Below are 24594 nucleotides of genomic sequence, written 5' to 3' on the forward strand. Positions count from 1 at the left end.
CCTTCCCCCGTCTCTCTGTCCTTCCGGGAGTACACCCATGCCGGCGCGCGGCAGCGACCGCGTCGGGAACCACGGTGACGGGCACGACGTCCTGAGCCGGGACCGTGCCCGCCCGGAGATCTCCCGGGAGGGCACGGCGCTCAGCCGCAGGCGCTGCCGTGCAGGGTGCGGGTGCTCGGCGGGGAGGTGTTGCCGGTGTGGGTGGCCGGCCTGGACGCCGATGTACCGACGCCCCGGGTCCCGCCGCAGCCGGAGCCGGGGGCGGCCGTGCCGGCGGATGCGGCAGCCGTGCGGGAGGCCGTGGCCGGGGTGTTGTCGCTCCGGCCATGACCCAGCGCCGTGTCGCTCACGCGCGGGTCCACTTCTGGTTGGCCTGGCCGTTGCAGGTCCACAGCACCAGCGGGGTCCCGTTGGCGGTGCCAGCCCCGTTGGCGTCGAGGCACAGTCCGGAGCGGACGTTGCGGATCGAGCCGTCGGAGCCGACGGTCCACTTCTGGTTGTTCTGGCCGTTGCAGGGCCAGGTGATGACACGGGTGCCGTTCGTGGTGCCCTGGTTGTAGGCGTCCAGGCACTTGTCGCCGTAGACGCGGATCTCGCCGCCCGCCCATGTGGTCCACAGCTGGTTGGCGGCCGTGTGGCAGTCCCACAGCAGAGTCGCGGCGCCGGCGGCCGTGGAGGCGTTGTCCACGTCCACGCAGCGGCCGGAGGCGTTGCCCCGCAGGCGTGAGGTGGTGGCGGCCAGCGGGCTGCCGCCGCTCACCCGGTACGCGGCGACGCCGTGCGCGGGGACGCTCGCCGAGATCTGCCCGGACGTGCTCGACGTGCCGCCGGTCCACAGGTCGGTGAGGGTGAACGATCCTCCGCTCAGGCCGATCTGGGCGGCCGTCGTGGTGACCGTCGCCGCGCTCTCGCCCCGGTTGAACAGCCCCACCGCGACCGAACCGTCCGCCAGGGGCTTGGCGAACACCTCGATGGTGCCGTCGTCGCGCACCCTGCGTCCGCCCGCGCCCTGGGAGTCCTGGTTCACCGCCAGCAGGCGCGGGTTGCGCAGGATCGCGCTGACGTCGGCGGACATCGTGCGGATGTCGTTGCCGGCCATCAGCGGGGCACTCATCAGCGCCCACAGGGCGAAGTGGGAGCGGGACTCGGTCAGCGGCAGGCCGGGGCGGCCGACGACCAGCATGTCGGGGTCGTTCCAGTGCCCCGGGCCGGACTGTGCGGCCAGCGGCGCATTGACGTCCAGGACGTTGCCGACGCCCATCGGGTAGCTGTTGGTGTTGCCGTTCTGCCAGATGTCGAGCAGGTCCTCGGTCGTCCGCCACAGGTCGGCGACCTCGCCCCAGTTGTACGTGGACCCCGTGATGGCGTGGAAGCTGTTGGGGTTGATGCTGTAGACGATCGGCCGACCGGTGGCGCGCAGGGCATCACGCATCAGCTTGAACCGCGCGACCTGCTCGTCACGCGTGCCGCTCGAGGAACACCAGTCGTACTTGAGGTAGTCGACCCCCCATGTGGCGAACGTGGCGGCGTCCTGGACCTCGTGGCCCCTGCTGCCCGTGGCGCCCGGGTAAGTGCCCACGGTCTGCGCGCAGGTGCGCTCGCCCGGCACCTGGTAGATGCCGAACTTCAGGCCCTTGCTGTGGATGTAGTCCCCGAGGGCCTTCATCCCGCTCGGGAACTTCGTCGGGTTGGCCCGCAGGTTGCCCTGCGCGTCACGCTGCGGGTCGAACCAGCAGTCGTCGACCACCACGTACCGGTAGCCGGCGTCCCGCATGCCCGAGGACACCATCGCGTCGGCGGCCTGGCGGACCTGGGCCTCGGTGATTCCGCACCCGAAGCTGTTCCAGCTGTTCCACCCCAGCGGTGGGGTGAGCGCCGGACTGCCCGGCGCGGCCGTGGCGGTGGACTGCGCTGAGGCCGTCACGGACGCGGTCACCGTCAGCACGGCGGCCGTGAGGAGGCGGAACAGTCGTCCGCCTGATCGTCTGGGCACCCGGAACTCCTTCGGCAGGAAAGAGAGAGGAGAGGAGAAGTTCGAAATTTCGATTAGCGTTCGGAAACTTCAGATGCCCCACGGATACTAGAGAGGCGTCCGGTCATGTCAACACCTCCTGAAGGAACAGGATGTGTCGCGTGATCAGCAAGGGAGCAAGGCTGAGGCGCACCGACTCCGCACCAGCCGCTTCGAACATTTCGAAGCGGCGCACGACTTGTGCGAGAAGGGAGACTGCGGTCAGGACCACCACACCGGTGACGAGCAGGTGGAACAGGCCCTTCGCCACCAATCCTCGGAGGTGGGGGAAGTTGGAGGAAGTATCAGCGGCGAGCGCGCAGTATTCGTCGCCGCGCCCTCAGTAGGTGGCCAGGGAGATGGCGATGTAGTGCGCGGTGAAGGCTGCCACGGTCAGGGCGTGGAAGACCTCGTGGTAGCCGAACCAGCGGGGTGAGGGGTCGGGCCGCTGCAGGGCGTAGACGACCGCGCCCGCGCTGTAGAGGAGACCGCCGACAACGATCAGGACGACTACGGCTGCTCCGCCGGTGTGCAGGAAGTCGGGCAGGTAGCGCACCGGCGCCCACCCCAGGGCCAGGTAACACGGGGTGTACAGCCATCGCGGAGCTCCGACCCACAGGACCCGGAACACGATGCCGGCCAATGCCCCGGTCCATACGATCCACAGCAGCATGGAACGCTGTTCGGGCCGCAGGAGGAACACGGCCAGGGGGGTGCAGGTGCCGGCGATGATCAGGAAGATGTTGGCGTGGTCGAGTCGTCGTAGAAGAGCCTCGCCCAGTGGTCCCCAGGTGCCACGGTGGTAGACGGCGCTCGTTGCGAACAGCAACAAGGCGGTGACCGAATACACGGCGCAGGCCAGGACTGCCTGCGGAGTAGGGGCCAGGCAGACGAGTACGACGCCCGCGATCAGTGCGGCGGGGACCATTCCGGCATGGAGCCAGCCACGCAATTTGGGCTTGATCGGGTCGGCGAGGTCTGCCGCCCACTCCGCCAGGGCGGAGACCGAGTGAGCCTTCTCCCCTGCGTGTCCGCCTTGCGATCCGTCGGGTAGCCCGCCTTCACGGCGCTCTCCACGCGCTGAGGCGGCGTGACCGTATTCGACTTCAGCGGCATCACGGGACACTGCTTCTCGTTCTCCCTAGGGCGACTGGGCGTCACTGGCAGCAATGCGGTAATGCTAAAAGACCTCACTCCGGCAGGCATTCATGGGAGGTCGGTCCAGAACCCCAGAGCCTCGCCGGGGCCGGCCGACTCTCCACCGCGTGAACTCCGGTCCCGTTGACCCTCCCGCCGATCGGGCCTGCCGAAGCCGAGCAAAACGGCCGGCCATGGGAAAGATCAGGGCTTCCGAACGGACATCTCGCTCGCCTACGCGCAAGGATCGCCGATGCTTCCTGAGGTCCGCCCCCACGTATCCACCGCCCTCGCAGACCAGTTGTTGGAACACCAACTGCACCTGGCTCCGCATCTCGAGGCCGGCCGGCTCGATGTGGAGGGCGTCGCCGGCATCGCAGCCGTCGCAGCCGCCCATCCGATGGTTACGCGGCCACCGGCCATCTCCTCGGGCTGCTGGCAGCGCTGCCAGCCCCTACCGAGGCAGGAGAACGCTTCTGGTCGGACCTGTGGAGGTCGTCGGGCACCGCGTACCTGCTACCCGTCAACATGAAGGCTCAGGTGCTGCGTTCTCTACTGCTCCGAGCCGCGCGCGCAGAGGCACAGGGCATGGCGCCCGCACCGGACGACGCTCGAAGCAGGTCAGGAAGTTCGGCCGAGGTCACACCCGCCTCAACAGATCAGGGGCCGCGCAGCGATGGCTGCGCGGCCCCTGATCCTGTGCACGCCCTGCACGAGAGCGGGCGTTTCGCCCGGTGGGCGGCAAAGCCCACCGGGCGGCGCTCACCGGACGCAGTGTGCGTGATCCCTCGAGCGGCTCCGTGAGGTCAGGCCGGGGTGATGTTCTCGGCCTGCGGACCCTTCTGGCCCTGGGTGACGTCGAACGTCACGGCCTGGCCCTCCTGGAGCTCACGAAATCCCGTGGAGTTGATCGCGGAGTAGTGCGCGAAGACATCCGGGCCGCCGCCGTCCTGGGCGATGAAACCGAAACCCTTCTCCGCGTTGAACCACTTCACAGTTCCCGTTGCCATGTCTGATGCCTTCCAGTCGATGAACGCCTCCCACTCCATGTGGAAGGCCGAGGTGATCGCCCTGGTCCCTGCGGCACAGCACAGCAAAACGCCCACACCGAAGGCGTGGGCAAGGGGAGTTCCGAACCATGACAGCTGACGCAGACGCTACACGCCCACACGCCGCGTCACCACAGGAAACGATCACCCCGCACGGCAGACCATGCGTGCGGTACCCGCCGACGCGGACGGGCACGCTCATCTCACGCTGCTGCGGTCGGGTTCGCTGATTCGGTGGCGCGGTGGTATGGGGCGTTGAGGCGCTGGGCTTCCTCGAGCTGGTCTTCGAGGATGATGACGCGGCAGGCGGCCTCGATGGGGGTGCCGTGGTCGACGAGTTCCCGGGCACGGGCGGCGATGCGCAGCTGGTAGCGGGAGTAGCGGCGGTGTCCGCCCGCGGAGCGCAGCGGGGTGATGAGGCGGGCTTCGCCGATGGCGCGCAGGAAGCCCTGTGTGGTGCCGGGCATCTCGGCGGCCCGGCCCATGGTGTAGGCGGGGTAGTCGTCGTCATCGAGACGGCCGAACGTGTCGTCTGCTGTCATTGCACCTCTCTGTGGAACGCGTGGAGGGGCCCTGGCGCCGTACTGCCGCCAGGGCCCCGAAGGAACTGCTACACCATCTGCCGGCCCTGATACTGCACCGGCCCTGTGTTTCCGCAGACCCGACCGAGATGCTGTCGGGTGCGCGGGGATCGCGGTTGCTTGACCGGAGACCACCTCACTATCGATGTCCTGCGGTACCCGGGTCCAAGACTTCCGCCCGGGCGATCCTGATGGCGCTCGGCTCCTCCGTTCTTCCCTCTTGATCAACTACTCACTAACGGGAACTGCGTACTACTGGTACTGCGAACTGCTGGTGGCCTCGAACAGCGCCACTCTTCGGCAGCCAGCCCCGTCGCCCATCCTGCGTCTGCCCTGGCTTGGAACCCCACTGCCGAACCTCCCGATGCGCGCGCCCGCAGCCGGCGCCTTCACCGAGGTACTGCCACTGACTTCACTGCTGGGTACTGCGAACCTTCACTTACTGATACTGCGGTACTGCTCATGGCGGCCCCTCCTGCGGGCCACCCGGTCCGGTCGTCAGTCCCGTCGCCGTCCTCGACCACTCTGGCTTCGGAACTCCACCACCGCACCGTCATGCCAACTGCAACTGCACACTACTGCCCGACAGTTCATCTCTGCCGGGCCTCTCTTGATCTCGGCTACGACAGAAACCTTAACCACATCGCCGCCCCATGTCTACTCCAGCGAGTACAGATTTCCGCGCGCTGGAAGATGAGGCACTCTGCCTCGACCGGTCCCCATGGATGGCTCAAGCAGCCGCGAGGCTCTGGCCGGCGCTCACAGTGACCCACCACCGCGTGGCATGTCGGGTTGGGCGTGACGTCGCCGCCTGCGCCGCGGCTGCCGTCGGCGGCACCGGCCGACACTGCGTCCAGTGAGGACACCACCGACCGGCACGGATGTTTCCAGCCGTGACGCCCCCAGGTCGGCCGTTGACGAGCGCGGCAAAAGGCCCTGCGCCGCCTTCAACGATCCCGGGATGATCGAGCAGCTGGTGGCGAACCAGCACGGCCCCTGACTCGAGCAGTCCGCGGGCTGCGGAGACACGGAGGCTCACGGCAGCGGGTGCCGTCATTTGTCGGCTGTGGTCCTCCGCCTCTTTCAGGCAAGCACTGGGGCTCTGCGGGGTCAGGGATCAGGGTGACCCTGATGATCACGATGATTGCCCGGCGCCGCAGCCGACCGTGGCTCCTGACGCGGCGGACACTGTGGTCCTGGTCGTCTCCGAGCTCGTCACCAATGCCCTGCGCCACGGTGGGGCCGCTGCACACTGGAACCGACTGCGCACCCCGACACCGTCAGGTAGCCGTTCACGATCCCAGCCGGCCTGTGCCGCGCATGCGCACCCCTGACCTGAACGGCGGTACCGGGGCTTCGGCTGGCCCGTGGTCACCGGCCTCGCCCACGCCACGGCGCCCACCCGCCGGGCCTCCGGCGGCAAGATCGTGAGCGCCCTCCTTGCCCAGTAGCGTCACCCTCAAGCAGCCGGGTGGCCGACGAACATGCTCCGCCTCATACCGCAGCCCGACGAGTTGCTGGGGACGTTCCGCCCTGGTGGAGTCCGGCCAGAGCCACCAGAAGTCCCTGGCCGCGGCCACCGGTGGCGCTGCCGTCACCGGTCGGCCGACTGCCGAAGCGCTGTGGAGGCAGAGGGTGTCGGCTGTGCTGGGAGATTGCGCTCACTTGGGCGAGTTCGCCCGCCGTCTTCGACGCCCCCGTGAGGGAGGACGGGCCGCCCACGCGTCTGCGGTTCCATGTCGCCCGGCTCCTGCGGGGCAACGGTGACGGGAACCCGCCGCACGCGGTGTGGGCCCGACCGGCGTACCGGTCGGGCCCACACTGCTGGGTGTCGGCTCGTGTCTGTTGACCCGGTCAGGCCGTGACGGGGGTGCCGAGCATCGCGGAAGCGTGCTGCATCGTGCTGAGAATGCCCACGGGCGCTGCCTTGGGAACGGCGCGGCAGGTGAAGCCGAGCCGGGCCATGGCCCGCAGGACTTCGGCGGCGCTGAAGTCACGGCGGTCCTGGCGCGTGATGACCTGGCCGACCTGCTTGACGGGGTAGTGGCGGCGGCCGATGATCACCGATTCGCCGGTGACCGGTTCGGGCTTGATGCCCTTCATCGATTCCAGCACGCCGCCCTTGGTGAGCTCGAAGGGGAAGCGGGCGATGACGCAGCGCATGTGGCCTCACAAAGAGAAGGGAAGAACGGTCCGACCAGGGGCCAGGTGTTTCAGCGGGAGAGGGCGAGGACACCCAGGGCGCTGCCTTGCTCGTCGACCACCGGCAGGACACCCAGTCGACGGGTGCGCATCGCGTGCTCGGCTTCGGCCATCGTGGTCACGGGTGAGGGGAACGAACCGTGGTCGCCGAGGATGTCGCGCAGGCGGACACGGTCCGTGTAGTCGGAGCTGTCACGGACGGCGGCGAGTTCGGCGTGGGTGACCAGGCCGGTGCACTGGGCGTCCTGGTCGCAGACGACCAGCCGGACCGTGCGTGCGGCGGCCATGACGGCCAGCGCCACCTCGACGCTCATGTCGTCACAGACCTGCGGTCCGGCCGCGTCCATGACCTCCACCGCCGTCCTGTGCGCGGGGTCGGCGTCCGCCGGGCGGGACTCTGTCTGAACCAGCGTCAAAGGGTGCCTCCTGCAGAGATGGGCGGACTTCCTGATCACTAAAGGTCTAGGCCACCGCGCCGAAGCCGGACTGGCGTCCGGGGGTGCGCCTGGTCACCGAGGCGGGGCGGCGGCGACCTCGGGAGGTGGCGCTGCGCTTGGGGCGTTCGACCACCGGTGCGGTGATGACGACCGGGATGCCGGACGGTGCCTGGGCGCCGGTGATCCGGCTCAGGGCCTCGTCGCCCGAGCGGACCTGGGTGGTCTGCGGCCGGATTCCGGCGTCCGACATCAGACGGACCATGCCACGGCGCTGGTTCGGCGTGACCAGGGTGACGACGCTGCCGGACTCGCCGGCGCGGGCGGTACGGCCGCCGCGGTGGAGGTAGTCCTTGTGGCCGGTCGGCGGATCGACGTTGACGACCAGGTCAAGGTTGTCGACGTGGATTCCGCGCGCCGCGACGTTGGTCGCCACCAGCACGGTGACGTGCCCCGTCTTGAACTGCGCCAGCGTGCGGGTGCGCTGGGGCTGCGACTTGCCGCCGTGCAGCGCGGCGGCCCGCACCCCGCTGTTCAGCAGGTCCTGGGTCAGCCGGTCGACGGCGTGCTTGGTGTCCAGGAACATGATCACGCGGCCGTCGCGGGCGGCGATCTCGGTCGTGGCGGCGTGCTTGTCGGCGCCGTGGACGTGCAGGACGTGGTGCTCCATCGTCGTGACCGCACCGGCCGACGGGTCGACGGAGTGCACGACGGGGTCGGTGAGGTAGCGGCGTACCAGCAGGTCGACGTTGCGGTCCAGGGTGGCGGAGAACAGCATCCGCTGCCCCTCCGGGCGCACCTGGTCGAGCAGGGCGGTGACCTGGGGCATGAAGCCCATGTCGGCCATCTGGTCGGCCTCGTCCAGCACGGTGATGCCCACGTGGTTCAGCCGGCAGTCGCCGCGGTCGATGAGGTCCTTGAGCCGTCCCGGTGTCGCGACGACGACCTCGGCTCCGCCGCGCAGCGCGCCGGCCTGCCTGCCGACTGACATGCCGCCCACGACCGTGGCCAGCCGCAGCCGCACGGAGCGGGCGTACGGGGTCAGGGCGTCGGTCACCTGCTGTGCCAGCTCACGCGTCGGTACAAGGATCAGCCCCAGCGGCTGGCGGGGCTCAGCACGCTGCCCAGCGGTACGCGCGAGCAGGGCGAGGCCGAAGGCCAGGGTCTTGCCGGAACCGGTGCGGCCGCGGCCGAGGACGTCACGGCCCGCAAGGGAGTTCGGCAGCGTCGCTCCCTGAATCGGGAACGGCGCGGTCACACCCTGCCTGCCGAGTTCGGCCAGCAGCTGCTCGGGCATGTCGAGATCGGCGAAGCCCTCAACGGCGGGCAGCGCGGGGGTGATCGTCCTGGGCAGCGCGAACTCACCTTGCTCTGCGGCGGGCCGACGGCCGTAACCGCCGGAGCGCGCGGGCCCGCCGGTACGACGCGGTGCCCGCGAGCCATGGCCGCTGGCGCCCCCTCCGGCGTCGGAACGGCCGTCACGGGCGCGGGCGGGGCGGTCGTTCGTGTACGTGCGGTTCATGCGGAACCTTCCTCGATGTGGCACATATCAAGGAATTCCCGCCGCGATGAATGGCATGGAGAATTACAAGTATGGACCGGGAAAAAAGAAAGCAGATCTGGCCGGCGGAAACATCCGTGGGCACAGGTGCTGAAATGGGTGACGCGATGGGGACCTTGCGATCCGGGCGCCCGCTGCGAGGCAGCGCTTCAGGACGCGCCTGCGCCCTGGGGGAGGAACCGCTTGTGGTGGTACTGCGGGTTCCTCCGGGTCGTCCCACGGGTGAAAGCCGCTGCGGGATACGCGTGTAGCTGGGGCCCGCACCCCGAGGGATGCGGGCCCCAGCTACGGATTACGCGTGAGCGTCAGGCCGGAACGATGTTCTCGGCCGTCGGGCCCTTCTGGCCCTGCGCGATGTCGAAGTTCACCTTCTGGCCCTCGAGCAGCTCGCGGAAGCCCTGCGTGGCGATGTTCGAGTAGTGGGCGAACACGTCGGCGCCGCCACCGTCCTGCTCGATGAAGCCGAAGCCCTTTTCCGCATTGAACCACTTCACGGTACCAGCAGCCATGTCATCTCTCCTTTGGGGCAGTGCATCGGCGTCCGCACTGCGCGGACGCCGTGTCGCCGCGATGATTACCCCGCCCGGAAATGACCGGAAATACAAAGACCTCCCGCCCGGCAGAAGCCTGGCGGAGGCACTTGAAGTTTTGGGAACCACAACTGCAACTGAGATGGACAGTAGCACGCCGGAGCCGCCCGTGTGCGTTGGATAATTCCACTCCGCTCTTCGCGGCAAAAACTCCAGTTGCGTGGCCCTCCAAAAACTGACCTCTCGGGAACAGATATTGATGCACTCGGCGTTCAACGCCTCAGATCGGAGACCTCGCAGATCAGACTTGATCCCGAATCAGCCGCAGGCCCACTGGGGCGCCGCCGGAGCGGGCGGCGTTGGTGACCAGTTCGCCGACGATCAGCTCTGTGGGGAACACCGGATGTTCCAGCCCTCCAAGGGCTCCTGCAAGAGTTCTTCCAGACTGCGGCCACCGATTTCCGTTACCGGGCGGCCGCCTTCAGCGCCTCCAGCCGTGCCTTCCCGCACCACGGCCACTCCGCGGGCGTGGAACGGATCGTGCGCCAGTGCGCCGGTGGGGAAGGGCTGAACATCAACAGGCTCAGTTGCAGCTCGGCGGCTCCGCAAGACTCAGCGCCTTCGCTCAGGGGCAGCCTCGGACACACGGACACACGGACGCCGCGTCGGCTTCGGCGCCGCGCCGTCTCAAGGACAGGAGGGCCTCGCTGAGCATGTCCCGCTTCGCGGCGAAGCCGCCGAACGCGGACGCCAGGACGAGGCGGAAGCGGCACGCCAGAAGCGCATCCGCTGGGAAGCCGCCATGGAACAAGCCCGCATCCGGTACGCGGAGGCGTACCGCGTCAGGCACCTAGAAGCCCAGGAAGCGGCATGGCGCCACGCCACCCGAATGACCCCATGGGTAAGCGCGGTACGCACGCGAGTCGAGGACATGCCTCCGGGCCAGGCCAGAACCGACGCCGAGGAATGGATCAGCTGGGCAGCGGCCACCGTTGAGCGCCTCGACCCGTTGAACACACCGCCCCGGCTGCCCGACATTCCCAAGTCACACGCCGACGACCTGAAACCCTTCCTCGGGCACGGGAGCCCTCACGATCCCACCTACTCGCCCGCACCGCACATTGTGCGCTGGGACACCGAGCACGATGCCGGGATCCGGGATCCGCCGGGAGTTCGTGGATGGTCGAAGTACGCGTCAACCGGCCCGGAGACCGACCGCCAGCGTCAGTTCAAGGACCCGGTGCGGCGATGCGAGATCCGGAAACAGCTCCCGCAGCTGCGACATCCGGTACCGGACCGTCTGCGGATGGACGAACAAAGCCGCCGCCACCTCGTTCCGCCTGCCCTGGTGCAGCAGCCACGCCCGCAATGTCTCTTCCAGCCGGCGTGCGGTCGCGACAGGCAAGGTGCGCAACGGTGCGAGGGCTCGGGCACGCAGGTCTGCGAAAGCGTCCACGTCGGCGCTCAGCACCAGCTCGGGCAGGTGGTCCTCGGTGTCGCGAATATCAGAGGAGAGGGAGCGCACGCGTACGGCTCGTGCGTACGAGGCCGACGCACGAGTCCATGGCCGGGCCGGGCCGACCACTGCGGTGCGGTCGGTCAACTGCCGCAAGAGATGTGATCGGTCGGCATCGGGGACGAGCAGCACACCGGTGGCGTCCGGCAGATCGTCGAGGACGAGGGTGCTCGGGTCGAGCGCGCGGTAGGCAGGCCGGGCCTGGGCGGCGGGCAGCAGGACCGCCGTCAGCGAATCCGGAGGCTGCCATCCGGCCCGCTGAGCAGAGGCCAGCAGCACGTCCGGGCTCGCGCCGGCGAGGAGGTCGCGGGCCAGGTGTTCCAGGTGGCGCTCGTGGGCCCTGCCCCGGGCGGCCAGTTCGTCTGCGTGGCCCGCGGCGCTCGCGGCGGAGAGCTCGTCGATGTAGGCGAAGGTCAGCTCGGCGAACTTGGCGACCTCGGCGGCGGGCAGACCTGCGGACACGGCGCCCGCTGCCAGGCATCGCCAAGCCACGCGTGCGCCGACGCGGTAGGCGCTGAGCAGGGCGTCCATCGAACGGCCGTCGCGCACCTCGCCGCGGCCCAGCTCGTAGGCCGCGTCACCGCCGTCGCCGCCCGCGGCGTTCCCGCTCGCGAGGTCCAGGTAGTTCCCCAGGGCGGTGCGAACGGCTCGGCGGATGGTGCCGCCCATGCGGCCCGAAAGGGCGTTGGCGTAGGGAGGGACCTCGTCGATGATCGCCTGGACGACCTCGTCGGCGGTGGTCTTCAGTGCGGCCCGAAGTGCGGTGACCGTCGTCTCATCCAGGGCCAGTTCGCTGGCCCTCTGGGTTACACGATTCACGTTTTTATTCCCTGCGAACAATTCCACCTACCAGATTCACGTCCTACGGTCAGGACTTTACGCCCTGAGACGCAGCAAGCTGGACTCATGACGAGCGCAGCCCTCCGCAGCAGGGCGTGGAAACTGCTGGAGATGGTCACGACGCCGCTGCTTCCGTCGGACTACCTCGACCTGGTCAGCCCACTGCGTGCGGGCGCCGACCTGCGTGGGCGCATCGAGTCCGTGCGACCCGAGACGGCTGACGCCGCGACTGTCGTGATCAGGCCCGGACGGAGCTGGCGCGGCCACACAGCCGGTCAGTACGTGCGGATCGGGGTCGACGTCGACGGGGTGCGCCTGTGGCGTGCCTACTCCATCACCTCGCCGACAGACCGCCACGACGGCCGCGTCACGATCACCGTGAAGGCGATCCCGGACGGCAAGGTCAGCAACCACCTGGTCCGCAGGGCGAAACCGGGCACGCTGGTCCAGCTCGACCAGGCGACCGGTGACTTCGTGCTGCCGCAGGTCAAGCCCGACAAGGTGCTCTACCTGACGGCCGGCAGCGGCATCACGCCCGTGATGGGCATGCTGCGCGACGTCGAGTTCGACGACGTCGTCATGGTCCATTGCGCGCCACGGCCGCAAGACGTGATCTTCCGCAGCGAACTGCGCGATCTGGTCTCGGACAAGAAGCTGCGGCTCGCCGAGGTGCACACCGACACAGACGGCATGCTCGACATCGCCCGTCTCGGCGAACTCGTACCCGACTGGGCCGAGCGCGAGACCTGGGCCTGCGGGCCCGCGGGCCTGCTCGACGCCGCCGAAGAGCACTGGACCGAGCACGGCATCCCCGAGCGCCTGCACACCGAACGGTTCCGCCCCAGCGTCATCGTCGCCGGCGACGGCGGCGAGGTCACGTTCAGCGTCACCGGCAAGGCCGTCGACGCGGATGGCGCCACGCCGCTGCTGGACGTCGGCGAGGAGGCCGGCGTGCTCATGCCCTCCGGGTGCCGCATGGGCATCTGCTTCGGCTGCCTCACGCCGCTCAAGGCGGGCGCCGTCCGCGACCTGCGTACCGGCGACATCACCGAGGCCGAGCCGGGCGTCCTCATCCAGACCTGTGTGTCCGCCGCGGCGGGCCCCTGCGACATCGAACGGTAGGAGCACCTTGACCGCCATCGACCCCACCGCCCACCTGACCGCGGAGCAGATCGAGGAGCTCGGCCGCGAGTTGGACGCGATCCGCGACGAGGTGATCGCCGACCGCGGCGAGAAGGACGCCGCCTACATCCGCAAGGTCATCTCGGCGCAGCGCAAGCTCGAGCTGGTCAGCAGGGGCGTGCTGCTGTTCTCACTCTTCCCGCCCGCGTGGGTGATCGGCACCGCCGGTCTGTCCGTGGCGAAGATCATGGACAACATGGAGATCGGCCACAACGTCCTGCACGGCCAGTGGGACTGGATGCGAGACCCTAAGATTCACTCCACCACCTGGGAATGGGATCACGTCTCGCCGGCCGACCAGTGGAAGCACTCGCACAACGAGCTGCACCACACGTATACCAACGTGATCGGCAAGGACAACGACCTCGGCTACGGCATCATGCGCGTCGACGAGGACCAGAAGTGGCACCCGTTCCACCTTGGCCAGCCGCTGTGGAACTTCATCAACGCCTGCTTCTTCGAGTACGGCATCGCCGCGTACGACCTGGAGCTCGGCAAGAACCTGCACAAGCGCCGCCGCAAGAACCCGGAGTTCCGCGCGCGGGCCAAGGCAGTGGGCCGCAAGATCCGCAAGCAGGTGCTCAAGGACTACGTGATCCACCCGCTGCTGTCGGGCCCGTCGTTCCTTCCCACGCTCGCCGCCACGTTCACCGCCAACCTGGTCCGCAACATCTGGTCCCACTCGGTGATCATGTGCGGACACTTCCCCGAAGGCGTGCAGGTCTTCGAGCGCCGGTCGATCAAGGGCGAGACGCGCGGCCAGTGGTACCTGCGCCAGATGATGGGCTCGGCGAACATCAGCGGCAGCAGGGCCATGCACTTCATGACCGGCAACCTGTCGCATCAGATCGAGCACCACCTGTTCCCGGACCTGCCGAGCAACCGGTACGCCGAGGTCGCGGTGAAGGTGCGCGCGCTGTTCGAGAAGTACGAGCTGGAGTACGTCACCGGACCGCTGCCCAAACAGGTGTTCTCCGCGTGGCGCAAGGTCTTCCGGCTCTCGCTGCCGAACAAGAAGCCCGAGGTCAAGACGCCGGACCGTGAGCAGGAGCTCGTCGCCGCCTGATTGTTCAAGCGCCTGGCTCACGAACCCGAGTCAGGCGCCCTTGTCCGCAGGCTCCAGCATCGCCCCGCACTCGACGTGATGCGTCATCGCACGGGCTCAGTCGTCGAAGACGATGTCCTCGATGTCGTGGGTCCAGCGGACCTTGCTGTCGTTGACCTCGATGATGAGGTCGAGGCCGGTGCTGGTGTGCCCGGTGGAAAGGATGGTGAACGTGTCGGCCTTGCGACGCAGGAACACCACGAAACCGCCGAGGTCGGGGTCTCCGTCGTTCAGCAGCACGTACTCGCCGAGCCGCCGGTAGAACTTGGGCAGGATGACGTCCTTGCTGACCTCCGGAGGGCCCACGACCACCGTGGGCTTCTGAGTCTTGTCGAGCGGCCACAGACCCTCGCCGTCGGCCTGGGCCTTGTGCGCGGTCGCGGTCATGTCGTTGCGCAGGTCGGGGAAGAGGGACCGGTAGAAGGTCGGATAGACGAAGCCCTTGGCGAGCAGCTTGTGGTTGACGGTCTCGTGCAGCATGGCCGGCGTGAAGAAGACGTTGCCGTCGGCATCGGCGTCGGGTCCTGCTCCGGGCCCGGTGAAGGCGATGCAGCGGCCGAGCGGGTCACCGCCGCGGGTCAGGACGTATCCGCGGACGGCGGCGGGGTTGGTGGGGGCCTTGACCTTCCCGCTCGGAGTGCGCTGTACGGGGTCGAACCCGAGGAGGCGCAGCAGTTCGGCGGCCGCCCCTTCGGCCTGCGCCTTGGGCTGGTGAAGCACGCCCCCGCCGACGAAGGGGGGATCGAAGTGCGTCTCCAGGGCGTCGATGCCCTCCAGGCGCAGATTGGCTCCGCCGGGGCCGTGGATCTGAAGGGGAACCGGGCCGGGGATCGTGTCCCATACCGCCGGGTCGTCCGGGTAGAACCGGACCGTGTCCCCGTCGGGGCTCGTCCCCACGATCCGGAATTCGCCTTGGATGCGGGTGTACGGCATGAGGGGGCCTCCTCACGGACGCCTGGTAGCGGCCGGAAATGCGCGGACGGACGCCGCACGGCCACTCCTCACTATGCGCCCGCGGCGCCCGGGGGTCCTGTTGGCGGTTCAACGTCTGCGAAGGGAGACGTTGGTATCGGCCTCCACTGTGTCATCCACTGGTCCGGGTGGCGGCCCTGACGGTTGTTCATGAGCTCGGCGGACGCGCGGACATGGTGGGCTGTGTGGCCGAGGGCGGGGCAGCGGGCCAGGATCTCCTTGAGCTGCGGTGCCTGGTCGTCGGTGAGACGGTCGGCATGGCGGGTGAGCCAGTGATGCTGCTGGCCCCGGCCGGCGGGAACCGGGTGCCGCTGATCGCCCAGCTGGTGCAGGCCGACGAGGACACCGTCCGGGGCGTCATCCACCGGTTCAACGAGATCTGCCCGGCCTGCCTGGACCTTCGGTGGGCGGGAGGCCGTCCCCGCCTGCTCAGCACCGACGACGAGGACTTCGTCATCCAGGCGGCCACCGCCCGACCCGCCGGTCACCGCGCACACTGGTCAGCCCGCGGCGTCCAGCGACCCCTGCAAGCCGGCCACCGGTGCCCCGCCAACCGGCACACCACGTCGTCCCGGAAGAATGCGGAACTCGAATGCGGGACGGTCCCACGGCACAGCGGGCGGGTTCGCGAACGCGGTCCCGGTCCGCACCGCACCCACGCGGTGGTAGAAGTCCTCGGCGGGAACATGCGACACGACCTTGACACGTTCGAGCCCGGCGGAACGGGCCTCGGACTGCATATGCGCCACGAGCAGCCGTCCGATACCCCGCCCTTGCACGTCGTCGGCAACGAACAGCAGGTCGAGCTCCGGTGGAGCGAGGACGAGCGAGTAGAACCCGAGGACCCGGCCTCCATGCTCGTCGGCACCGACGGCCACAAAGACCCGGTGGGCCTCGATGTAATCAGAACCGACCCGGTAGCCCGCAACCGCGGCTCCGTACTTGCCCTCATAGGCGCCTGAGCCACGCACGAGCCGCGTGAGCCGTTTGGCATCCCGCGCGACGGCCCTCCGTATCGTGATCGGCCGACCGATCGGGGAAGTGCGTGAACTCATCGGGAGAGTATCTCGCACCGGGGAGTGCCTTCCTGCGGCGGGTCTGTCCTTCGCCTGGTACCGCGGTGCTGCGTCCTGCCCGGCCTGAGCCCGTTGGAACACGGAAAGGGCCTCGCCGCCGGGCACCTCCACATCTCCTGGTGCTTCGAGCATCCTTGGGATCGGGAGGCGATCCCAAGGGCTGTCCGGGGGCGGAGTGGGGGCCGGCCGGCCCGAGGTTGCGGCAGCCGTTCGTTCCCGCGGTCCCGGAAACGTAGGATCGTCGGGTCATCGCCGCGACGGGAGACAGGAAGCCGGTGTGAGTCCGGCACGGTCCCGCCACTGTGACCGGGGAGCGCTCCTCCGACATGCCACTGCGCGTCGCGCGGGAAGGCGGAGGGAACGCGGATCCGGGAGTCAGGACACTGGTCCGTCGCGGGCCCGATCCGAGGAGCGCGGACTCCAGGAGGCCTCACGTGTCCCTGTTCACCCCTGCCCGCATACGCGGGTTCCTTCGTGCCACGGCCGTTTCGGTCGTGCTGCTGACGGTCGGCTGCGGTTCGGCCGACACGGGCGGCGGCGACGCGAAGAGCACCGCCGCCGCCCCCGCCGGCTTCCCCGTCACCGTCGACAACTGCGGTGTGAGGACGACGTACGACAGGCCGCCGTCACGGGTGGTCACCATCCATCAGCACCCGGCCGAACTCCTGCTCGCTCTCGAGCTCGAGGACCGTATGGTCGGTACGGCCTTTCCCGACTCCGCCGTTCTGCCCGAGCTGCGCGAGAAGTACGAGGCGGTCCCCGAACTCGCCGAGCGGGAACCGTCGTTCGAGAAGATCCTGGACGCCGGGCCCGATCTCGTCTACGGCGGTTACGGCAGCGCCTTCGCCGAGACCGAGGGACGTTCCCGCGAGGCGTTCGCCGGCGCGGGCATCGACACCTACCTCAACCGTGAGTACTGCGGGAAGAAGCGGGTGACGATGAAGGACACGTACGACGAGATCCGCACCATCGGCAGGATCTTCGGCGTCCAGGAGCGCGCCGACCGGCTGGTCGACGACCTCGAGGGGCGTGTCGGGGCGGCCACCGGCAAGGTCGCGGGCGAGCCCGGGGTGTCCGTCTTCGTCTACGACAGCGGCGACAAGAGCGCCTTCACCGCGGGCGGCAAGAGCCTGGGCACCGAGCTGATCCGGCTGGCCGGCGGTGAGAACGTCTTCGCCGGCCTCGACGACGTCTTCGGCGACGTCTCCTGGGAGCAGGTCGTCGAGCGCAGGCCCGAGGTCATCGCCATCTACGACTACGCCGGTGCCGGAAGCGTCGAGGAGAAGAAGGAGTTCCTGCTCTCCCAGCCCGCGCTCGCCGACGTACCCGCCGTCAGGAACAAGCGGTTCGTCGTACTGCCGCTGACCGCCACCCTCGTCGGCATCCGCTCCGCCTACGCCGTCGAGGACCTGGCGCGCGGGCTGCACCCCGAGAGCTTCCGGTGAGCCCAGCCCCCGTCGTGCGGGCCGGCCGTACGCGGTCGGCCGCCACGCTGCTCGTCCTCACCGTCCTGCTGCTCGTCTCCGTCACGGCGGGGCTCGCGATCGGTTCCGTCCGGGTGCCGCCCGGCCAGGTGTGGGGCATCGTCACGCACGCGCTGGGAGCCGGCTGGCAGGAGCCGGACTGGTCGCGGGCGCGGGAGACCATCGTGCTGGACGTACGGGCGCCGCGGGTGCTGCTCGGCGCGGTCACCGGGGCCGGTCTGGCGGTGATCGGTACCGCGTTGCAGGCCCTGGTCCGCAATCCGCTCGCCGAGCCCTATCTGCTGGGCGTCTCCTCGGGGGCGTCCCTCGGCGCGGTCTCCGTGATCGTGTTCGGGGTCACCCTCTTCGGGCCGGTGTCGCTGTCGGTGGCCGCGTTCGTGGGCGCCCTGGGCGCGCTGCTGCTCGTGTACGCCACCGCCCGTACCGGCGGACGCATCACCTCGTCACGGCTCGTGCTGTCGGGGGTGGCGGTCGCCGCGGTGCTCACCGCCGTACTCGACCTGCTGCTGCTCACCACCGACCGGGGCAACGAGGCCCGCGCGGTCCTCGCCTGGACCCTCGGCGGCCTCGGCGGAGTCGCGTGGGGCATGCTGTGGCTGCCGGGCCTGGCGCTGCTGTTCGGCATCGGTGTGCTGACCGCGCAGGCCCGCAATCTCAATCTGCTGCTGGCCGGTGAGGAGGCGGCCACCACGATGGGGCTGGACGTGGCCCGGTTCCGCGCCCGGCTGTTCGTCGTGGTCTCCCTCGTCACGGGCGTGCTGGTCGCGGCGGCCGGACCGATCGGCTTCGTCGGCCTGATGATGCCGCACATCGTGCGCCTGTTCGTCGGCGGCGACCACCGCCGGGTCCTGCCGACGGCGGCACTCGGCGGCGCGGTGTTCCTCGTCTGGGCCGACATCGCCGCACGGACGGTCGCCGCGCCGACGGAGATACCCGTCGGCGTTCTCACGGCCCTGTGCGGCGGGCCGTTCTTCCTGTGGCTGATGCGCCGGGACGCCCGGCGCGGCACCGACCGAGGAGTGGCATGACCGCGACCGAACTGAGCGTCGAAGCGGTCACGCTCACCGCCGGGACCCGTCATCTGGTGCGCGAGGTCTCGCTGACCGCCCGCGCGGGCGAGACCATCGGGCTCGTGGGCCCCAACGGCAGTGGCAAGTCCAGCCTTCTGCGTGCCGTCTACCGCGTTCTGCGACCTGATGCCGGTCGGGTCCGGGTCGACGGGGGCGACGCCTGGGCGCTGCCGGTGCGGCAACTGGCCCGTACCGTGGCGGCGGTGGTGCAGGACTCGGCTGCCGACTTCGACCTCGCCGTGCGCGAGGTCGTCGCGATGGGCCGCACCCCCCACAAGCGGTTCCTCGCCGGTGACACCCCCGAGGACGGCGACATCGTCGACTCCGCGCTGCTGGCGGTCGACGCCGTGCAGCTGGCCGACCGCCCGTTCGACCGGCTCTCCGGCGGCGAGCGCCAGCGCGTCCTCATCGCGCGCGCCCTCGCCCAGCAGCCGGCCCTCCTCGTCCTCGACGAGCCCACGAACCATCTCGACATCCGGCATCAGCTGTCGGTGCTCGACACCCTGCGCCGGCTGCCCGCCACGGTGCTGCTCGCCCTGCACGACCTCAACCTGGCCGCCTACTACTGCGACCGCCTCTACGTCCTGCACGGCGGCGAGATCATGGCGTCGGGACCGCCCGCCGAGGTGCTGACGCCCCGCTTGCTGGCGGAGGTCTACGGGGTGGCGGCGGAGGTCGCCACCCATCCGCGTACGGGCGCCCCGCAGGTGACGTTCCTCCCGGACGGCTGAGGGATCCGCTCCCGGGGCTCACAGGTCGCCCGGGGCGTCCAGGCCGGTCAGGGCGCCGACGGGGTCGGGGTCGGGGGTGCCCCGGGGCCACCAGTCGTCGTGGCCGGGTTCGGACTCGTAGGCGTACCAGAGGTGGTCGCGGCCCAGGCGGAGCTGGACGTGGCCGCGGGGGTGGGTGAGGTGGTTGCGCCAGGGGCGGAAGGCGGGGAGGTCGGCGGCGAGGAGGAGGGGGCGGGCGCGGTCGAAGCGGCCGGCCGGCGGGTCCCAGGGTTCCTCCAGGACGGCCAGACCGGTCGGGCCGCCCTGGCGCCAGGCGGCGACCGCGCGGGCCAGCTCGGCGGGGGTACGGCCGGCTGCCCGGGCGAGGGAGGAGTACAGCGCGCGGGTGGCGGCGGTCAGGCCGGAGCCGGGGCGGGCGGCGGCGACGCGCACCGCGTCCTGCCACAGGGTGATCCCGCCGACCGGGTCGCGGCCGGTGGTGAGCAGGGCGTGGGCGCGGGCGGCGGCGTCGGTGGCGAGCTGGTCCAGCGCGAACGGGTCCGGCCCGCCCGGCGCGGCCGGGTACACGGGCGGCTGTTCGGGGTGCGGCGGCGGGGGCAGCGGGGGCGGGAGGGGGACGCGGCCGGGCCGGGTGAGGGCCTCGGTCGCCCGGATGCCGGGGAGGGGTTCGGGTTCGCGTTCCTGGGCGGCGCGGGCCGCGCGGGTGGCGCTGAGCCGGGACAACGCGTCGACGACCTGGCGTTCACCCCGGCCGCGCAGCAGGAGCAGTACGAACGGGTCGGCGTCGAGGAGCCGGGCCGTCTGGTAGCAGAGGGCGGCGGCGTGCTTGCAGGGGTGTCCGGAGTCGGGGCAGCTGCAGCGCGGGCCGAGGTCGCCGGGACCGGGCAGCAGCGGGACTCCGCAGTCGGCGAGGGACTGGGGCATCTCCTTGTCGAGCAGCGCCGCGATATGGCCGGGGCGGTCGGCGGCGGCGTCCAGGAACCGCTCCCAGTCGGTGTCCGCGAACGTCCGCAGCCGCAGCTGCACCCGGTACGGGCGCGGGCGGCTGCCCTGCACATACGCGAGCACGAGTCCCGGCGTGACGGTGATGGCGTCCACGTGCCCCTGCTCGGCGTACCCTCGTCCGCGCGCGAGCCGGGCGGTGTCCAGCGCGCCCTCCTCCAGCGCCGTGACCCAGGCGCCACCCCACCAGGTCTCGGCGAAACCCCGTCCGTCGGCGGGGCGGGGCGGCAGCGCCGGGAAGGTACGGCGCAGGTCGCCGTCGCGGGCGGGAACGGCCATGGATCGGGGGGTGGCGGACGCGGGAGGTGTGCTTTCGCGCGGGGTGCCGGATGGGCGGGGCGCGGCCGCGACGTACCGGGCGGGGGTGGACGGGACGTCGTGTGGACGCACCTCGTCTGCCGTCCCGGGGGCAGACTCCGGGCCGGGAGTGGCCGGACGGCGCGCGTGGCCGGGTGTTGCGGGGGCCGGGCCCGGGCCGGATGTGGCCGGACGGCCGCCGTGTGAGCGCACCTCGTCTGCCGTCCCGGGGGCAGACTCCCGGCCGGGTGTGGCCGGACGGCCGTCGTGTGAGCGCGCGTCGGCGGCGGTGTCCGGGGCCGGTTCGGGCAGACGGAAGGCGTCCGTGAGTGCTTCCCGTACCTCGCGGGCGCGGGCGTCGGCGGCCCGGTCGCCGCGGGTCGTGCGCGGCACTCGGGGGGACGGGGCGCGTCGCTCGGGGGGCTCGGCGTCCGGCGCGCGGTCGCCGGGTGCCGGGCGCTCCCGCAGTCCCTCCTCGCGGGCCGAACGCAACGCCTCCCGGGCGATGTCCCCCGGGCGCCGGGCGGTCGCGGTCTCGGGCGCCGGCTTCTCCGACGGCCCCTCGTCAGCGACCACCGCGTCGTCCGGAGCGAGGCTCGCCGGTACGGTGTCCTCCCGGTCCGGGTCGGCGGCGTCGGCACATGTCCCCGCGCCGCGCCGGTCCCGTACCGCCTGCCGCAGTGCCTCGCGGGCCACGTCGCCCGGGCGGGCGCCGGGGCCGGGGGCGGACGGCCGGTCCGTAGGGGGCGCGTGCTCGTCCGTGGCCGCCGGTTCGCCGGTCGTGCGGGCGCGGGCCGCGCGCAGGGCCTCGCGGGCCTCGTCGGAGGGGCGGGGGGTCATGCCGTCCTCCGCAGGGACACCAGGTCGGACAGATCGCGGTCGGACAGCTCGGTGAGGGCCGACTCCCCGGAGCCGAGGATCGCGTCGGCGAGGGCGCGCTTGGACTCCAGCATCTCGGCGATACGGTCCTCTACGGTGCCCTCGGTGACCAGCCGGTGGACCTGGACGGGCTGGGTCTGTCCGATGCGGTACGCGCGGTCGGTGGCCTGCTCCTCCACCGCCGGGTTCCACCAGCGGTCGAAGTGGACGACATGGCCCGCGCGGGTGAGGTTGAGGCCGGTGCCGGCGGCCTTGAGGGAGAGCACCAGGACGGGAGTGGCGCCGCTCTGGAAGCGGTCGACCATGCGCTCGCGCTCCGGCACCGGCGTACCCCCGTGGAGGAGCTCGACGGGGACGGCGCGCTCGGCGAGGTGGGCGGTGATCAGGCGGGCCATGCCGACGTACTGCGTGAAGACGAGGGCGGAGCCGTCCTCGGCGAGCACCGTGTCCAGGAGCTCGTCCAGCAGGGCGAGTTTGCCGGAACGGGCGGCGAGCCGGTCGCTTCCGGCGGCGCGCGGCCGCTCCTCCTTCAGGAAGAGCGCCGGGTGGTCGCAGATCTGCTTCAGGGAGGTCAGCAGCTTCAGGACCAGTCCGCGCCGGCCCATGCCCTGCGCGGCCTCGATGGCGTGCATCGACTCGCGCACCACCGCCTCGTAGAGCGCGGCCTGTTCGCGGGTGAGCGGGACGGGGTGGTCCGTCTCCGTCTTGGGCGGCAGTTCGGGGACGATGCCGGGGTCGGACTTCTTGCGCCGCAGCAGGAAGGGGCGGACCAGCCGGGCGAGCCGCTCGGCCGCCTCCTCGTCCTCGCCGGTCTCCACCGCGCGCGCGTGCCGGGCGCGGAAGGACTTCAGGGGGCCGAGGAGTCCGGGGGTCGTCCAGTCGAGGAGGGCCCACAGCTCGGAGAGGTTGTTCTCCACGGGGGTGCCGGTGAGCGCCACCCGCGCGGGGGCCGGGATCGTGCGCAGGGCCTTCGCGGTCGCGGAGTGGGGGTTCTTGACGTGCTGTGCCTCGTCGGCGACGACCATGCCCCAGGTCCGCGCGGCGAGGTCGGACGCGGTGGAGCGCATGGTGCCGTAGGTGGTGAGGACGAAGCCGCCGTCGAGACCGTCCAGGGTGCGGTCGGGGCCGTGGAAGCGGCGGACGGGGACACCGGGGGCGAACCGGGTGATCTCCCGCTGCCAGTTGCCGAGCAGCGAGGCGGGGCAGACCACCAGGGTCGGCTCGGGGCGGGCCCGTTTGAGATGCAGTGCGATGAGGGTGATGGTCTTGCCCAGACCCATGTCGTCGGCGAGGCAGCCGCCGAGGCCGAGGGAGGTCATGAGGTCGAGCCAGGCCAGGCCGCGCAGCTGGTAGTCGCGCAGCGTGGCGTCGAGACCGGGTGGCGGGCCGGCGGGCCGCACCCCGGTGGTGAGGCGGTCGCGGAGGACGGCGAGGGCGCCGGCCGGCACCGCCTCGACGGTCTCCCCGTCGACCTCCGCGTGGCCGGTGAGGGCGACGGAGAGCGCGTCGACCGGGTCGAGCAGCCCCAGGTCCCGCTTGCGGGCCTTGCGGACGAGGGCGGGGTCGACGAGCACCCACTGGTCGCGCAGCCGTACGACGGGACGGTGGGCCTCGGCCAGGGTGTCCATCTCGGCCTCGGTGAGCGGGTCGCCGCGCAGGGCGAGCTGCCAGCCGAATCGCAGCAGGTCCTCGCTCTCGAAGAAGCCGGTGCCGTCGGTGGCCGAGCCGGGAGCGGAGCGGACGACGGCCGTGGCGGTCAGGTCCTGGGCGAGGTCGCGGGGCCAGTGCACGGCGACCCCGGCCGCGGCGAGCCGGGTGGCCGCCACCCCGAGCAGGTCGTTCAGCTCGTCCTCGGTGAGTGCCAGGACGTCCGGTGCGTCCTGGTCGGAGAGCCGGTCCAGGGGCGGCCAGACACGGGCCGCGCGGCGCACCGCGAGGGCGGTGTCCACGCGCGCGCGGGGGCCGAAGGAGCTGTCGGCCTCGCCCGCCCACAGGGCGGCCGCGTCGGCCACCAGGGTGGGGTCGGCGAGGCTGTGCACCTGCACGATCGCGGCGCCGGCGCTCCGCGCGGCGCCCGCGTCCCCGCCGGCCCCCTCACTGTCGAAGAGGTCGTAGGCGGACAGGTCGAGGCGGAGCGAGATCCGTACGCCGGCGTCCATGCCGGCGGCGACCTCGGCGGCCCAGTCCTGCGCGCCGGGCAGCCGCTGCGGCTTCCGGGCGGCGAACGGCAGCCCCGAGGCGTACGGCGCGGCGGGGGTGCGGGGCAGGGTGTCGGCGACGGCGTCGAGGAAGGCGCGCACCAGCGCCTCGGGGCGGGGCAGCCTGAGGGGTCCGGGGCCGGGCAGCGGGACGGCGTGGCCCTCGTACGGCAGGGCGGCGGCGACCGCGCGCAGGTGCGCCGCGTCGTCGGGGTCGAGCGGGCCGGCCCGCCAGGCGTCGTGGCCGGTGGGGGTGAGGCCGGGCAGCAGGCGGCCGCGCGCGGTGAGCCGCAGGGCGTGCAGGGCGGCGGCGCCCCAGCAGGCGGTGGCGGGATGGGCCGCGGGGTCGTGCCGGGCGCGGACCAGCAGCGGGAGGGCCTCGTCGACGGGGAGGGTGAGCGCGGGGACCGTCCGGCGGCGCACCCCCGCGCCGTGCGGCCGGACGACGGTGAGGTCCGTGCGCGGCCCGGGGACGCCGTCCGGCGGTCCCTCGCCGTCGGGGGCGCCCTCGGGGTCGTAGAAGGCGATACGGCCCTCGCGCGGGAGGGGCGCCGGGAGGAAGACGGCCGCGAGCCGGACGGGAACGTCCGCACCGGCCGTCCCGCCCGTGCCGTCCGGCCCGGTGGTTTCCCGTTGGCTCATACGTCCTGTCACCTCCCGCCCGCGTGTCGTACCCAGTCGTCTTCGACTCTACGGGCGGGGTCTGACAATCGGCCCCGGCGGCCTGGGGGCGGGCC

Annotated in this window: 20 protein-coding genes, 2 pseudogenes and 1 riboswitch; of the genes and pseudogenes, 7 read left to right on the forward strand and 15 right to left on the reverse strand. The window is 71.0% G+C overall.

Translation table 11 applies throughout. The features are described 5' to 3' along the window. Positions 1 to 140 precede the first annotated feature (140 nt). The 6 genes from IF28_RS0100365 to IF28_RS0100390 form a co-directional block, all read right to left on the reverse strand. Positions 141 to 350 (reverse strand): hypothetical protein, encoded by a 210-nt coding sequence (locus IF28_RS0100365; protein WP_158713629.1) that lies wholly within the window; start codon positions 348 to 350, stop codon positions 141 to 143. Further along, positions 347 to 1993, reverse strand: a complete 1647-nt coding sequence (locus IF28_RS0100370) for a glycoside hydrolase family 27 protein (RefSeq protein ID WP_030212000.1) — start codon at positions 1991 to 1993, stop codon at positions 347 to 349. Before IF28_RS0100370 ends, IF28_RS0100365 begins: the two co-directional genes overlap by 4 nt. A gap of 103 nt (positions 1994 to 2096) precedes the next feature. Continuing rightward, a complete protein-coding gene (locus IF28_RS0100375; RefSeq protein ID WP_030212002.1) occupies positions 2097 to 2282 on the reverse strand; it encodes a hypothetical protein in 186 nt (61 codons plus the stop codon). Between the two features lie 69 nt (positions 2283 to 2351). Beyond that, a complete protein-coding gene (gene trhA, locus IF28_RS0100380; RefSeq protein ID WP_234324833.1) occupies positions 2352 to 3008 on the reverse strand; it encodes a PAQR family membrane homeostasis protein TrhA in 657 nt (218 codons plus the stop codon). 946 nt (positions 3009 to 3954) lie between these two features. Then, positions 3955 to 4158, reverse strand: a complete 204-nt coding sequence (locus IF28_RS0100385; RefSeq protein WP_030212004.1) for a cold-shock protein — start codon at positions 4156 to 4158, stop codon at positions 3955 to 3957. 242 nt (positions 4159 to 4400) lie between these two features. Beyond that, a complete protein-coding gene (locus IF28_RS0100390) occupies positions 4401 to 4739 on the reverse strand; it encodes a MerR family transcriptional regulator (protein ID WP_030212005.1) in 339 nt (112 codons plus the stop codon). Between the two features lie 1133 nt (positions 4740 to 5872). Here IF28_RS0100390 and IF28_RS39610 point away from each other — a divergent pair. Further along, positions 5873 to 6229 (forward strand): annotated as a pseudogene (locus IF28_RS39610) (ATP-binding protein). Positions 6230 to 6632: 403 nt separating this feature from the next. On the opposite strand, the gene IF28_RS0100400 reads toward IF28_RS39610, so the two are convergent. The 5 genes from IF28_RS0100400 to IF28_RS0100425 form a co-directional block, all read right to left on the reverse strand. Beyond that, positions 6633 to 6941 carry an SCO5918 family protein gene (locus tag IF28_RS0100400; RefSeq protein WP_030212007.1) on the reverse strand — a complete coding sequence of 103 codons (309 nt, stop codon included), beginning with the start codon at positions 6939 to 6941 and terminating at the stop codon, positions 6633 to 6635. A gap of 50 nt (positions 6942 to 6991) precedes the next feature. Continuing rightward, positions 6992 to 7396: a CBS domain-containing protein gene (locus IF28_RS0100405; RefSeq protein WP_030212009.1), complete on the reverse strand. Its 405-nt coding sequence runs from the start codon at positions 7394 to 7396 to the stop codon at positions 6992 to 6994. A gap of 46 nt (positions 7397 to 7442) precedes the next feature. Then, positions 7443 to 8936: a DEAD/DEAH box helicase gene (locus tag IF28_RS0100410; protein ID WP_030212012.1), complete on the reverse strand. Its 1494-nt coding sequence runs from the start codon at positions 8934 to 8936 to the stop codon at positions 7443 to 7445. Between the two features lie 344 nt (positions 8937 to 9280). Continuing rightward, a complete protein-coding gene (locus IF28_RS0100415; RefSeq protein WP_030212013.1) occupies positions 9281 to 9484 on the reverse strand; it encodes a cold-shock protein in 204 nt (67 codons plus the stop codon). Between the two features lie 1216 nt (positions 9485 to 10700). Further along, positions 10701 to 11840 carry a PucR family transcriptional regulator gene (locus IF28_RS0100425; protein ID WP_030212018.1) on the reverse strand — a complete coding sequence of 380 codons (1140 nt, stop codon included), beginning with the start codon at positions 11838 to 11840 and terminating at the stop codon, positions 10701 to 10703. Between the two features lie 87 nt (positions 11841 to 11927). On the opposite strand from IF28_RS0100425, the gene IF28_RS0100430 reads away from it, so the two are divergent. Further along, entirely contained in the window at positions 11928 to 12983 is a 1056-nt protein-coding gene (locus IF28_RS0100430; protein ID WP_030212020.1) for a ferredoxin reductase, read from the forward strand. Positions 12984 to 12990: 7 nt separating this feature from the next. Further along, a complete protein-coding gene (locus tag IF28_RS0100435; RefSeq protein WP_030212022.1) occupies positions 12991 to 14109 on the forward strand; it encodes a fatty acid desaturase family protein in 1119 nt (372 codons plus the stop codon). 96 nt (positions 14110 to 14205) lie between these two features. Here IF28_RS0100435 and IF28_RS0100440 read toward each other — a convergent pair whose 3' ends face one another. Further along, the gene (locus IF28_RS0100440) at positions 14206 to 15081 is read right to left on the reverse strand and encodes a hypothetical protein (RefSeq protein WP_030212023.1); all 876 of its coding nucleotides are present in this window, start codon (positions 15079 to 15081) and stop codon (positions 14206 to 14208) included. A 311-nt stretch (positions 15082 to 15392) separates the two neighbouring features. On the opposite strand from IF28_RS0100440, the pseudogene IF28_RS37330 reads away from it, so the two are divergent. Then, positions 15393 to 15599, forward strand: a pseudogene (locus IF28_RS37330) (helix-turn-helix domain-containing protein); the annotation flags it as partial. A 21-nt stretch (positions 15600 to 15620) separates the two neighbouring features. Here the strand turns inward: IF28_RS37330 and IF28_RS37335 are convergent. Next, entirely contained in the window at positions 15621 to 16175 is a 555-nt protein-coding gene (locus IF28_RS37335) for a GNAT family N-acetyltransferase (protein WP_234324834.1), read from the reverse strand. 285 nt (positions 16176 to 16460) lie between these two features. Then, a riboswitch (cobalamin riboswitch) is annotated at positions 16461 to 16582 on the forward strand. Positions 16583 to 16636: 54 nt separating this feature from the next. Between IF28_RS37335 and IF28_RS0100450 the strand changes: the two genes are divergently transcribed. The 3 genes from IF28_RS0100450 to IF28_RS0100460 are packed head-to-tail and all read left to right on the forward strand — an operon-like array spanning position 16637 to position 19481. After that, positions 16637 to 17641: an ABC transporter substrate-binding protein gene (locus tag IF28_RS0100450; RefSeq protein WP_199808945.1), complete on the forward strand. Its 1005-nt coding sequence runs from the start codon at positions 16637 to 16639 to the stop codon at positions 17639 to 17641. Further along, on the forward strand, positions 17638 to 18708 hold the full coding sequence (locus IF28_RS0100455) for a FecCD family ABC transporter permease (protein ID WP_030212030.1): 1071 nt from the start codon (positions 17638 to 17640) through the stop codon (positions 18706 to 18708). Before IF28_RS0100450 ends, IF28_RS0100455 begins: the two co-directional genes overlap by 4 nt. After that, on the forward strand, positions 18705 to 19481 hold the full coding sequence (locus tag IF28_RS0100460; RefSeq protein ID WP_030212033.1) for an ABC transporter ATP-binding protein: 777 nt from the start codon (positions 18705 to 18707) through the stop codon (positions 19479 to 19481). Before IF28_RS0100455 ends, IF28_RS0100460 begins: the two co-directional genes overlap by 4 nt. Positions 19482 to 19499: 18 nt before the next feature. Here the strand turns inward: IF28_RS0100460 and IF28_RS0100465 are convergent, their stop codons facing one another. Together IF28_RS0100465 and IF28_RS0100470 are read right to left on the reverse strand one after the other, a co-directional pair. Further along, positions 19500 to 21620: an SWIM zinc finger family protein gene (locus tag IF28_RS0100465; RefSeq protein WP_030212037.1), complete on the reverse strand. Its 2121-nt coding sequence runs from the start codon at positions 21618 to 21620 to the stop codon at positions 19500 to 19502. Further along, positions 21617 to 24499 carry a DEAD/DEAH box helicase gene (locus IF28_RS0100470; RefSeq protein ID WP_030212038.1) on the reverse strand — a complete coding sequence of 961 codons (2883 nt, stop codon included), beginning with the start codon at positions 24497 to 24499 and terminating at the stop codon, positions 21617 to 21619. Before IF28_RS0100470 ends, IF28_RS0100465 begins: the two co-directional genes overlap by 4 nt. Between the last annotated feature and the right edge of the window lie 95 nt (positions 24500 to 24594).

Source organism: Streptomyces sp. NRRL WC-3626 (genome assembly GCF_000718785.1).
Lineage (GTDB): Bacteria > Actinomycetota > Actinomycetes > Streptomycetales > Streptomycetaceae > Streptomyces > Streptomyces edwardsiae.